Raw genomic sequence first — 12,639 nt, 5'->3', positions numbered from 1 at the left:
CGGCTAGAAAGCCACAGACTTTAAGGAGCGAGCGATGAGCCTGGATCAGCAGAAGAAGCAACGCCTAGCAGAACTGGTGAAGGAGCTGGCCGTCGTCCACGGCAAGGTCACGTTGTCCTCCGGCAAGGAGGCCGACTACTACGTGGACCTGCGTCGCGCCACCCTGCAGCACGAGGCCTCGCGCCTTATCGGCTCGCTGCTCCGCGAGCTCACCGCCGACTGGGACTACGCCGCTGCCGGTGGCCTGACTATGGGCGCGGACCCGGTCGGGTTGGCCATCATGCACGCCGATGGCCGCGCCATTGACGCCTTCGTTGTCCGCAAGGAAGCCAAGAAGCACGGTATGCAGCGCCAGATCGAAGGCTTCAACGTCGAAGGTCAGAAGGTGCTCGTTGTGGAGGACACCACCACGACCGGCAACTCGCCGCTGACCGCTGTGAAGGCGCTGCGCAAGGCTGGCGCCGAAGTCGTCGGCGTGGCGACCGTGGTGGATCGCAACACCGATGCCGGCGCAGCTATCGCCGCCGAGGGCCTGGAATACCGCTACCTGCTGGGCCTTGAGGATCTCGACCTTGCCTAAGCCCGAAGAAGAGGCGGAGGCCAAAGGTCCCACCGAGTGGAACGAGGGCCGCCACGGCGTTGGCCCCTGGGAAGGCCCGCTGCCCGAAGGTCCGGAAGCGGAGAAATACGATCCCGAGCTTCTCGCGGAGGGGGACCGCCGCAATGTCGTCGACGCCTACCGTTACTGGACGCGCGAGGCGATCCGGGAGGATATCGATAAGCGCCGGCACGCACTGCACATCGCCATCGAGAACTTCGAGAACGATGCCAACATCGGCACGGTGGTGCGCACCGCCAACGCCTTTGCCGTCGACACCGTCCACATCGTTGGCCGACGCCGCTGGAACCGGCGCGGCGCCATGGTCACCGACAGGTACCAGCACCTCATGCACCACGCGGACGTGAGCGAACTGATGGCCTGGGCGGCGGACCAGGAACTGACCGTCGTGGCCATCGATAACACCCCCGGGTGTGTCCCCCTAGAAACCGCGGAGCTGCCCGAGCGCTGCCTGCTCCTCTTCGGGCAGGAAGGTCCGGGGGTTAGCCCGGAGGCCCAGGATGCAGCAGTAATGACCTGCTCCATCGCGCAATTTGGGTCTACTCGCTCCATCAACGCGGGTGTGGCCGCGGGCATTGCCATGCATGCATGGATTCGGCAGCATGCGGATTTATCAAAAGCTTGGTGAGATCCCGCGCACTGTGTTTACATCTAGGTAACGAATTCACATTGTGAGAATGATGAGACAAAAGTGTTAGAGAAATGGTCCCACCGCGCCGACCTTGCGGAAACAGCCATCAATGAGCGCCACGCGCAAGCCGTGTGGGGCTTGCCCCGAACCAACCTTGCCGTGGTGAGTTGGCCACCCACCACCAAGGAATCACTCTTCGTCCACTGGCATTACTGGTGGCAGGCACACTACCTGGACTGTCTTGTCGACGCCGCCCTGCGCAAGAACACCAAGGCGCGCCGCACGCTCATCGCCAACACCATCCGCGGCGTCCACGTGCGCAACCTCCAGCCACTGACAAAGAACCGCTACTACGACGACAAGGCCTGGATGGCCCTGGCCATCGCCCGCGCTGGTGAGCTTAAGAAGATGCGCCCCCACAAGAAGCTGGGCAGCCTGCAGCACAACATCCGCGATGGTATCGACTCGCAGGTGGGCGTGCTGCCCTGGCGTGAGGGCGAGACCTTCCTCAATGTCCCCTCCAACGGGCCGGGTGCCATCATGCTGGCTCGCATGGGCCGGGTTGAGGAAGCTCGTCACATCGTGGACTGGATCTACGATCACCTCATCGATGACGATGGCTTCGTCATGGACGGCATCCGCATGCGTATGGATGGGCAGGAGATCGTCCGCAACATCCACCCCTACTGCCAGGGCGTGGTGCTTGGCGCCTGCTTGGAAATCGTGCTGGCGCTGCGGGAGAAGACCGGCTTGCGCTCCGTGGAGGATATCGATTCTGTCCACGAGGCCGAGCTCGCCGCGGACATGATGGATTACACCACGCGTATCCGTGGCCTTGTCCAAGCAGTGGCCACGGGCATGGCGACGTACACGGGAGTCATCGACTGGCAGACTGGCGACGGCGACGGGGGCCTGTTCAAGGGCATCCTCGCCCGCTACCTCGCGGACGTGGCGGTGCGCCTGCCGGGTGATTCCCCGGCGAACCGCGCGACGAAGAAGCTGGCCGCTCGCCTCGTGACGGCCTCGGCAGAATCCGTGTGGGAACACCGCCTAGAAGTGGACGGCCTGCCTATCTTCGGGTCCGATTGGACCGCGGATGCGAAGCTGCCTCATAACTACGGTTTCGGGCCCACGTCATTGAGCCAGAAGATGGGCATCATCCGCGTGGCTGAGCGTGATTTGTCCGTTCAGTTGTCCGGTTGGATGTTGTTGGAGGCCTGCACCCGGATTGTGAAGTACAAGTCAGAATCCAAATAAAAGCGGCATCGTCCCAGCTAGGCGGGCTGAAAATGCTCGTGCGCGGCGCGGTTTAAGTGAGGTCACACCTCATCTCGCGGCGGAAAACCACAATAACAGGCATACTTGGATGTTGGAACGTGTTGTTTCGCTGGTTTGTGAGACGGCACGGCTTACTGCACAGCAACTCCAAAGGATGGAATTTCATGCCTATTGCAACCCCTGAGGTTTATAACCAGATGCTGGATACCGCCAAGAAGGGCGGCTTCGCATTCCCGGCAATTAACTGCACCTCCTCCGAAACCATCAACGCCGCACTCCGCGGCTTCGCCGAGGCTGAGTCCGACGGCATCATCCAGTTCTCCACCGGCGGCGCCGAGTTCGGTTCCGGCCTGTCCGTGAAGAACAAGGTTGCCGGCGCCAAGGCACTGGCTGCCTTCGCTCACGAGGCTGCTAAGAACTACGGCATTAACGTTGCGCTGCACACTGACCACTGCCAGAAGGAAGTTCTGGATGAGTACGTGCGCCCGCTGATCGCCTTCTCCCAGGAGCGCGTTGACCGCGGCGAGCTTCCGCTCTTCCAGTCCCACATGTGGGATGGCTCCGCTATCCCGATCGATGAGAACCTTGTGATCGCTCAGGAGCTCCTCGAGAAGGCCCACAACGCCAACATCATCCTCGAGGTTGAGATTGGCGTCGTCGGCGGCGAAGAGGACGGCGTTCAGGCCAAGGCCGGCGCAAACCTCTACACCTCCCCGGAGGACTTCGAGAAGACCGTCGATGCCCTCGGCACCGGCGAGAAGGGCCGCTACCTGCTGGCCGCTACCTTCGGCAACGTCCACGGCGTGTACAAGCCGGGCAACGTGAAGCTGCGCCCGGAGGTCCTCGACGAGGGCCAGAAGGTTGCTGTGAAGAAGCTCGGCCTGGAAGAAGGCTCCCAGCCCTTCGACTTCGTCTTCCACGGCGGCTCCGGCTCCGAGAAGGAGAAGATCGAGGAGGCCCTGCGTTACGGCGTCATCAAGATGAACGTTGACACCGACACCCAGTACGCCTTCACCAACCCGGTTGCCCGCCACATGTTCGCTAACTACGACGGCGTCTTCAAGATCGACGGCGAGGTTGGCAACAAGAAGGTCTACGACCCGCGTTCCTACATGAAGAAGGCTGAGCAGGGCATGGCGGACCGCGTGGTTGAGGCCTGCACCGACCTGCACTCCGTGGGCAAGACCGTTTCTAAGTAATCTAATGCCCAGCTGACACCGGCCCCTCCTGGACGCCGCTGCTTAGCAGCCGCAGGCTCTAAGCTGCGTCAGCGCATGCCAACAAGCCACCCCTTGACCTCAAAGGGGTGGCTTTGTTCATCCAAAGCTGCCGCCAGAACGCGTAAAATACCGGAGTCATGGAAGCGCAAGAGTCATCGTCGAATTCGTCGAGTACCGTCAAGCGTGTTCGCAAGACCACCCGCGAGCAGTTGCGGTTGGTGGATAAGTCGCTCAAGGCGCGCCTCACGCGCATCCGCAACCGGCTCGTGTTCATGATTCAGTGCACGCTGGGCGCGGGTCTGGCCTTCTATGTTGCGCACGATTTCTTCGGCCACGAGCAGCCCTTCTTTGCCCCGATGGCCGTCATCATCATCCTTGGTCTATCGGGCAGTGACCGCCTCAAGCGCGCGGTCGACATGTCCATCGGCGGCATCGTGGGCGTGCTGGTGGACACGCTGCTTGTCGACGCCCTCGGGACCGGCCCCATTCACATGACCATCATCATCGGCCTTGCCCTAGTGATCGGCTCCTTTGTCACGGGCTCGCAGATGGTGAGCAACCAAATCGTCATCGCTGCCATCCTTATCGCCACCATCCTTCCCCCGGAAGATATGGGTGGTCTCTCCCGCGCTGTTGACGCCATCATCGGTGCGGTCATTGGCATCACAATGATCGTGTTGATTCCCTCCTCGCCTTTGCGTGCGGGGCGCTCGGAAGTCTCGAAGGTCTTGGGTATTACCTCCCTGGTCCTCTCCGACGTGGCTAAGGGACTGGAAGAAAACGATCCCGAGACCATCACGGAGGCCCGCGATGCCGTGCGCGGCACGCAGGATGACATCAACAACATGCTCAACGCCACCAAGGGCGGCGCGGAAACCGCACGGTTATCACCCTTCCTGTGGAGCACGCAGCGCACCGTGCGCTCCCTGGAACGCATTCTCACTCCTGTTGACAACATGGTCCGCGGCACCCGCGTGCTCTCCCGCCGTGCACTCGTGCTCGCCGAGGACGGCGACCAGCCCACGGCCGAGCAAGTTGAGATCATCGATGAACTCGCTGACATCACGATGAAGCTCTCCGATCTCTATACCCACCAAACCGCGCGTGAGCGCCGCGTGGATGAGGCGCACGCCATTCCTGAGATAGTCAACCGCCTACGCCAGCTGGGGGCGCGCTGCTCGATGGACATCGCCGGCGAGGAAGCCGTACTCTCCGCCTATGCTGTGCTGGCACAGACGCGCTCCATCATCGTGGACCTGCTCATGGTGTGCGGCATGTCGCGCGAGTCAGCCGTGGCACAACTCGTGCCCACCTCCAAGCACCCGGCCTACCCGCCGGAGGTCTGGGAAGAGAACTAGGGCTGTACTTGCCTAGGGCCGCACTATCTGTAGGTCCCGCAGGTGGCGGTAGAACGTCACGCGCTTGACCGGCCGTTTTGCGCGGACTCCATCAACGCTGACGCTGAGCGAAGGCCCGCCAGCCTGTACCGCCCGGCCTTGCATGACGCTGGCGGGGTCGAGCTGCCCAGGTTGGGCAGGCTTGCGCAGGCGCGCTAAGAGCCCACGGCGCGGTGCTGCGTCCGCTTCAAAACTGGTCATCGCCTTTGCCGCCACGATGCCCGGCGCATCCGTCATCGGCACGAGCTTTGCACCGAAGACATCCTTCTCGCGGTCCGCGCGCAGCAGCACGGCATCGTCAACGATGATCTCACCAGTGATCTCCTCGTTCGACCACTCCGCAATCGTTGCCGAGCCCGCCACGGCGAGGCCCGCGTCATTGCGGATAAGCGGCGCCGGCTTGACGGGCGCGGTCATGGCAAAGGAGAGCGCCTCCTCCATCACTGCTCCATGGTCGCCGAGCCCCTGGCGGCCCTGGCCCGTTTCGCTAGCTTTTAAGCCCCAATTCATCGCCGCGGTGGAGTGCTCCCCGGTGGGAACGTAGCCCACCTCGGCCCACAGGTAGTCAGCCCGCATCATGCGGGTCAGCACGGCGCTAAGCGCAGCGTCGTTGCCAATGACCACAACGCGCAGCGTTTCGCTCAGGAACGGGGCCTGGGGTGCTGGCCCCGGTGCGCCGAGGTGGCTCACGTCTGGCTGCGCGGCAATCTCATCCAGCGATGGGGTGGGGTCCTCCGGAAGAATCTCGCTGGCCAGGGTGTCAATAGCCTTCAACTCCTGCCGGCTGGGAACCTCTGCGAAGCGGAAGTGCTCGATACGTATTCCATGCTGGGTGGCCCCAACCAGAGCGGTGGTGTGGGCGTTGGTGAGGTGGCCGCCGCAGTCTAAAAGCGCACAGATCATACAAGAAGCATAGAAGCGTTGGGAGAGCTTGGCTAAAAAGCACCTTCAGCAACGCACGAGCAGCGGAGCTTTCCCAAGAAAAGTAGTGCACATCACATTCTGCCAGTAGGCTCCAAGACAACGCCAAACTTTCTTAATACTCAACTCTTCCACTCAATTCTTCTTTGTCTAACAGCTGGAGGTAATCACCATGTCCGCCCGTATGACAACCCTTGCGCTTGTATCCGCCGCTGGTCTTGTGATGAGTTCGTGCAGCTTCATCGGCAGTTCCCTGACAGAAGCTGAGGAGCCTGGATTCACCGAGGCCGCCGCCGAGTCCGTGACGAGTTCTGCTACGACTACTTCTTCGACGGCCACGTCGACATCCAGCAGTGCATCCTCCTCAAGCGCTAACGCTAACTGCGATGAGGATAAAGACCTCGAGGACACCGAACTTAGCAAGATCCTGGAGAATGAAGAAGCCTACGTGAAAGGTTCCACCGAGAAATTTGAGGACGTCAGCGTTGGTGAGGATGAATACGATCCCTGCAAATTCCTCAGCTACGTGGTGCTGGAAGGCGAGTTTGATGGGGAGGATGTCAAAGTCCCCGTCTTCTTCTCCAAGGGCGAACTTAAGGACGAGGATGCCCTTTACATCACGTCCTCTTCTTTAGAGGTAGAAGAGGATGGTGAAGGTTATACCTATGAGTCCAAGACCGATGGCGACATCGTTGGTGTCGAGGGCAAAGTAAACAAGCGCCCGGGTACCGAAGCCACGTCCATGGAAAACTCCTTCGATGGTGTGAATTCGGACATCTTCTTCATCGACGTGGATTCGGAACCGGCCGAGTCCGCGGATTTGGCTAAGGATGAAGAAGACCTCCGCGGCGAAGAGCTCTTCACCATCTCCGCCGATGGCTGGAACATGGTCTGCGGCATTATTGAGGAAAACAACGCCATTGACTGTGCGCATGGCGACGGCGGGACTTGGGCCATCAAGGGTGCCAAGACCCCAATGCCGGAGGGCATGGAATTCAACTTGGTGACCTTCCTGCCGCTAGAGGGCAGCACTGAGTTCACTCAGTATGACGACGAAATCCCTACTAACGGCACGAAGATTGAGGGCAACGGGCTCTACCGAATCGGCGTCGGTGACATTGAAGGCCAAATCGCTGTTGTTGATGACAGCATCATCGTCAGCACCCCAGACAAGTCGCGCCTGATGTTCACTAATGACACCATTTACTTCGATAACGAGGGCTCTGGCAGCAACGACTCGGCCACCGAAACCGCCTAGCCAGTCACGTACTAAACCCACTGCGGACTCTGCCAAGCCTCGCCAACGAAGCAATTCTTGATGACCATGTCACAAACTCACCGCTTCGCCGTCATGGCGGGTAAAGTAGGTGCGTATTTGACTTCAATAAATAGGAAGTGACACCAATCATGGCAGCGATCGTCATCGTCGGCGCCCAGTGGGGCGATGAAGGCAAGGGCAAGGCTACCGACATCCTCGGCGGCAAAGTCGATTACGTGGTTAAGCCCAACGGCGGTAACAATGCCGGCCACACCGTCGTGGTCGGCGGCGAGAAGTACGAGCTGAAGCTCCTTCCCGCCGGCATTCTTTCGGAAAACGCCACCCCGGTCCTGGGCAACGGCGTGGTGATTAACCTGGAGGCCCTCTTCGACGAGATCGATGGCCTCGAAGCCCGCGGCGCTAATGCTTCGCGCCTGAAGATTTCCGCCAACGCCCACCTCGTGGCGCCCTACCACCAGACCCTGGACCGTGTACAGGAGCGCTTCCTGGGCAAGCGCGCCATTGGCACCACCGGCCGTGGCATCGGCCCGGCTTATGCCGACAAGGTTGCACGCATCGGCATCCGCGTGCAGGACATCTTCGATGAGTCCATCCTGCGCCAGAAGGTCGAGTCCGCCCTGGACATTAAGAACCAGATGCTGGTGAAGATGTACAACCGCAAGGCCATCGAGCCGGAGCAGGTTGTGGATTACTTCCTGAGCTACCGTGAGCGCCTGCGCCCGATGGTTATTGAGGCCGAATTGGAGCTGAACCAGGCTCTGGATGAAGGCAAGCACGTCCTCATGGAGGGCGGCCAGGCCACCATGCTGGACGTTGACCACGGCACCTACCCGTTCGTGACCTCCTCGAACCCGACTGCCGGCGGCGCTGCTGTGGGCTCCGGTATTGGCCCGACGCGTATTACTACCTCCCTGGGCATCATCAAGGCCTACACCACCCGCGTCGGCGCTGGTCCTTTCCCCACGGAGCTCTTCGACAAGTGGGGCGAGTACCTGCAGACCACCGGCGGCGAAATCGGCGTCAACACCGGCCGCAAGCGCCGCTGCGGTTGGTATGACTCCGTCATTGCCCGCTACGCCACCCGCGTTAACGGCTTCACGGATTACTTCCTGACGAAGCTGGATGTGCTCACCGGTATCGGTGAGATCCCCATCTGCGTGGCCTATGACGTCGACGGCAAGCGCTACGATGAGATGCCGCTTACCCAGTCCGAGTTCCACCACGCCGAGCCCATCTTTGAGACTATGCCGGCTTGGGATGAGGACATCACTGACTGCAAGACTTTTGAGGACCTCCCGCAGAAGGCCCAGGATTACGTCTTGCGCCTGGAGGAACTCTCCGGCTGCCGCATCTCCTACATTGGTGTCGGCCCCGGCCGTGACCAGACCATTGTGCGTCACGACGTCATGCAAGACCAGTAAGGCGCCATCCAGTCAAAGGTAAACGAACCTTAGGAACCGCCTAACGGCGACGGCGCCGCGTAGTAACAGCGCAACAACCACCGCCCTGCTTCTCCCGCAGCATTGTGCACACGATCATCGGCATGCATGATGCTGGAAGGAGCGGGGCGGTTTGTGTTTCTTTGGCGGTATTTGCGCGCCAAGTACGCCCTGCTTGGCGACGCCTCGCGCATCCCCGCCTTCCACCGCCCTGTATAAAACAACCCCGTTAGGAGTACATTCCTGGGGTGAATGTTGCGAAAGTGGCGACGTGATCTATTTAACAATTACAGCCGCGTGTCGCAGTCGCATCGAAAAGGGCAGGTCAAACATGTGCTTTTTCTGGTCGGTGACAGAAAGCTCTGTTCATGAAATTTTCAGGCTGCCGTACGGTTTCTTTAATTTGTAAACGGGGCTAACATTAGATCCGAGTTTGTTCATAGACCTTTGGATCCTCTGACCTTCTTCCAAAGTGATAAGTGTGAGCTGCTCTCGGTTGCGTAAGCCGGTTAGTCCCTTACGCGGTCACGTATCCCTAGCGTGATCGATTCTTTCAAGTCTTAAGGAAAGGACTTCTTGGTATGAGCAAGAAGGAAATCAAGCGTACTGCTGTACGCCGTCGCGGCACTACCATTGCTGCCGCTGCACTCTCTATTGCTATGGTGGGCCCCTTTGTCCACTCGGTATCTCCGAACTTCCCGGTAGCTGCGGTTGCTGGCACCCCGGCCGAGGCCGGCCAGCCGAACGCCGCTGGCAATGGCGTCAAGTACCCGGGCAAGAATGCCGATGGCGTTTACCAGTCTGTGGTAGATGAGCAGCGGTACGAGTTTAGTGACCAGCCGATTAAGGTTGAGGGCGCCATCGAGTCTGGTGCTGAGCAGGGCACCAACGAATCTATCGAGGGCTACGTCATTCACCAGCGCGATGGTGACCTTTCGGTTTACCCGGGTACGCGCGACCCGTGGAAGCCGATTCCGATGGCTGGCGTGCGTGTCTATGCTCAGTGGACTGAGAAGGGTGGCGTTACTTCACCGGTATATACCACCACCACGCGTGAAGATGGTTACTACACCATCAACATGAAGCCGTTCAACAATGCGAAGGGCGAGGTCGTCAAGTTTGACGCAGACCCGAATGGCCCGCAGTACGAGAAGATTCGTGTGTGGGTGGATAACCCGGATACGGATAACTTCACCCAGCTTTATGGTTACAACTTCGGCCACATGGGCCCGAACGCCGCAACGATTGACACCCCGGGTGGCATGAGCTGGTATGTCGGTTCTGACCGCGTGGTCAACGCGCGTTTCGCGTTTGGTGAGAAGACCCGCCACGACATCATGCACCGTGATAAGGCTGATCAGAACCCGGTGGTTGGTAATGGCCCTGGTCAGATCAAAGGCAATCTATTCTGGCACCTGTACAATACGCAAGGCGCGTTCACGCCAAGCCTGATGAACAAGATGAACGGTGCGGACGTGCCGGCAACTGGTGTCAAGGTCTATGGCTCCTACCTGTCTGACTACGCGGTCAATGAGATCAAGACGAAGGCTGCCGAGGACCTTGGGTTTGATGAGATCCGTGGTCGTGGATGGACCAACCGTAATGAGACTGCGCTGCAGAACTGGATCAAGCGTAAGATGGCCGAAGAGGGCAAGGACAAGTGGATTGCCGAGACCTCTGAAGCCACTGTCGGCAGCGATGGTAACTACACGCTTCAGTTCAAGGGATCTTTTGGTCGCAACACCGGAGTCACCAACAACGTCGACCGTGGCTACGACGACAAGGCGCTTATCTACACCGACTTGGCGCGCGATAACGGTGCTGAGGTGACCTTCCCTGACGGTTCGAAGCACAATGCTTATAACCTGTTTGGCCAGGTTGCGCCTGCTGCAGACGTCGGTAGCTGGGAGAGGTCCGTTACTGGCCGTGGCATCAAGAACATTCCGAAGCACGTGAACTGGGACTGGCTGTTCTTCTCTACGGAAGAAACCGAGGGACTCGGTCAGTTCACGCCGTTCTACAACAACTCCTTCCTGCCGCGTAGCCAGTATGTGTTCAATGGTGAGGGCAAGTGGGCTGGTGGCATAGTCTATGGTGCTGGCGAGCATTACCTGCTGGAGAACCGCAACGTTATCTACTCGGACTACGTGGTCTTCGATGTGCTCGAGTACGATACCCGCCAGAACCCAGCGAAGCCGGGTGCGAAGGTTGAGACCAAGACTGGTGGGTTGCCGAACCAGTGGGTTGATGGCCTGCAGTACCAGATTGAGTGGGTCAACCAGGAGACCGGTGAGGTTGTCCACAAGTGTGCCCCTGAGGATCCGAAGGCAGGGAAGATTTCGTCGTGCCAGCTCGACACCACGGGTGTTAAGTCCACGACGACCTTCACGGCGTATCTTTACCCTGTCAACAAGGAGACTGGGGAGCGCGGTCAGGCGATTGCAGCAGACGCGTTTACGGTGCTGGTTGGTTGGCAGCCGCACTACGAGGAGACGAAGGTTGAACAGGTCGAGACTCCGGTGAACTCCAAGGCCCCGACCTTCGATAACACCGATACTGACGAAGTCGAGAATCTCACCGCAGATGAGTTGAAGGCGCAGGTCGCTGAGAAGGAAGTCACCGGTTACAAGCTTTCGGAAGGCTTCGAGCTCCCGGAGGGCTACAAGGCTGAGGTTGATCCCGCAACTGGTGAGGTCACTGTCACCTTCCCGAAAAACGCTCCATCTGGTGCAAGCCTTGACGTGCCGGTGACGGTCACCTACAAGGATAAGACCACTGCTACCGCCAACGCGCCTTTCGTACTTGGAACCACGGACCGCGATACTGACAAGCTTGAGCCGGAGTACAAGCCTGCTAATGGTCAGCCTGGCGAGAAAGCCATGGTTCCGGCCCCGGAGTTCAAGGAAGCCGACGAGAACGGTGAGCCGTCCGACAAGGGTGCTGAGAAGCCGGAAGGCACCGGGTTCAAGCTGGATGACAGCAAGACTCCGACGTACACCGATAAGGAGGGCAACCAGAAGGACCTCCCGACAGACAACAACAAGGTAACGGTTGACAAGAACACCGGTGAGATCACTGTTACGGTTCCGGAGGATGCTAAGCCAGGTACTGACATCACCGTTCCGGTAGTTGTGACCTACCCGGATGACTCCACGGATAAGGTCGATGCCACCGTCAAGGTCGGCGAGCCGGATGCTCCGGGGACGCCTGATACCAAGCAGAACGAGAGTTTCGAGCCTGGTTATGAGGATGGTTCTGGTAAGCCGGGCGACGACGTCAAGATTAAGAAGCCGACGTTTAAGGACGGCGACGGCAACGATACGACTCCGCCGGAGGGCACCGAGTTTGAAAAGGGCGAGGGCACTCCGGATGGTGTGACCGTTAACGAGGACGGTTCTATCGACGTTAAGATTCCGGAGAATGCGAAGCCTGGTGACAAGATCGAGGTTCCGGTTAAGGTGACTTACCCGGATGGTTCGACTGATGATGCCAAGGTCACCGTCACGGTTGAGCAGCCGGATGCTCCGGCAGCTGACGTGAAGGTCGATGCTATCCCGGATACTCGGGTGGCTCGTGGTGAGGAAGTATCTATCCCAATCGAGGCTACCGACGGTGCAGAGGTTTCCGTTACTGGTTTGCCTGAGTTCCTAAAGCTCAACGGTAACGTCATCGAGGGCACGGTCCCTGAGGATGCTGAGCTGAAGTCCTACGACATTGAGGTTAAGGCATCCAAGGATGGCAAGGATGCTTCGGACAAGTTCAAGCTCACTGTTGTTACCTCCATCTTGGTTGATTCTGATGGTGATGGTGTCTCTGATGAGCAGGAGGAAAAGGACGGTACGGATCCGAACAACC

At 59.4% G+C, this 12,639-nt stretch carries 9 protein-coding genes; 7 read left to right on the top strand and 2 right to left on the bottom strand.

Going from position 1 to position 12,639, the window contains the following annotated elements:
• The first annotated feature begins 34 nt into the window (after nt 1–34).
• The 5 genes from pyrE (at nt 35) to HMPREF2978_RS03830 (ending at nt 5,106) form a co-directional block, all read left to right on the top strand.
• Nucleotides 35–580, top strand: coding sequence for an orotate phosphoribosyltransferase (pyrE, locus tag HMPREF2978_RS03850; RefSeq protein WP_070525783.1), 546 nt, complete (start codon nt 35–37; stop codon nt 578–580).
• Entirely contained in the window at nt 573–1,247 is a 675-nt protein-coding gene (locus HMPREF2978_RS03845) for a TrmH family RNA methyltransferase (RefSeq protein ID WP_046647153.1), read from the top strand. The genes pyrE and HMPREF2978_RS03845 overlap by 8 nt, the downstream gene beginning before the upstream one ends.
• A 63-nt stretch (nt 1,248–1,310) precedes the next feature.
• Nucleotides 1,311–2,507 (top strand): glycoside hydrolase family 76 protein, encoded by a 1,197-nt coding sequence (locus tag HMPREF2978_RS03840; protein ID WP_070525781.1) that lies wholly within the window; start codon nt 1,311–1,313, stop codon nt 2,505–2,507.
• A 185-nt stretch (nt 2,508–2,692) separates the two neighbouring features.
• Nucleotides 2,693–3,727, top strand: a complete 1,035-nt coding sequence (gene fbaA / locus HMPREF2978_RS03835; RefSeq protein ID WP_070525780.1) for a class II fructose-bisphosphate aldolase — start codon at nt 2,693–2,695, stop codon at nt 3,725–3,727.
• Nucleotides 3,728–3,885: 158 nt separating this feature from the next.
• Nucleotides 3,886–5,106 (top strand): FUSC family protein, encoded by a 1,221-nt coding sequence (locus HMPREF2978_RS03830; protein ID WP_070744146.1) that lies wholly within the window; start codon nt 3,886–3,888, stop codon nt 5,104–5,106.
• A gap of 12 nt (nt 5,107–5,118) precedes the next feature.
• On the opposite strand, the gene HMPREF2978_RS03825 is transcribed toward HMPREF2978_RS03830, so the two are convergent.
• Together HMPREF2978_RS03825 and HMPREF2978_RS13550 are read right to left on the bottom strand one after the other, a co-directional pair.
• On the bottom strand, nt 5,119–6,048 hold the full coding sequence (locus HMPREF2978_RS03825) for a hypothetical protein (protein WP_070744144.1): 930 nt from the start codon (nt 6,046–6,048) through the stop codon (nt 5,119–5,121).
• Between the two features lie 1,059 nt (nt 6,049–7,107).
• Nucleotides 7,108–7,155 carry a hypothetical protein gene (locus HMPREF2978_RS13550; protein ID WP_118781210.1) on the bottom strand — a complete coding sequence of 16 codons (48 nt, stop codon included), beginning with the start codon at nt 7,153–7,155 and terminating at the stop codon, nt 7,108–7,110.
• 318 nt (nt 7,156–7,473) lie between these two features.
• On the opposite strand from HMPREF2978_RS13550, the gene HMPREF2978_RS03815 reads away from it, so the two are divergent.
• On the top strand, nt 7,474–8,766 hold the full coding sequence (locus HMPREF2978_RS03815) for an adenylosuccinate synthase (RefSeq protein WP_070744139.1): 1,293 nt from the start codon (nt 7,474–7,476) through the stop codon (nt 8,764–8,766).
• Between the two features lie 599 nt (nt 8,767–9,365).
• The coding region (locus tag HMPREF2978_RS03810) for a YPDG domain-containing protein (protein WP_070744137.1) at nt 9,366–12,639 on the top strand (3,274 nt) is incomplete at its 3' end.

Origin of the sequence: Corynebacterium sp. HMSC074C01 (genome assembly GCF_001814605.1) — a bacterium.
Lineage (GTDB): Bacteria > Actinomycetota > Actinomycetes > Mycobacteriales > Mycobacteriaceae > Corynebacterium.
The sequence above is the reverse complement of the archived record's forward strand: the minus strand, read 5'-3'. Positions and strand labels throughout refer to the sequence as shown.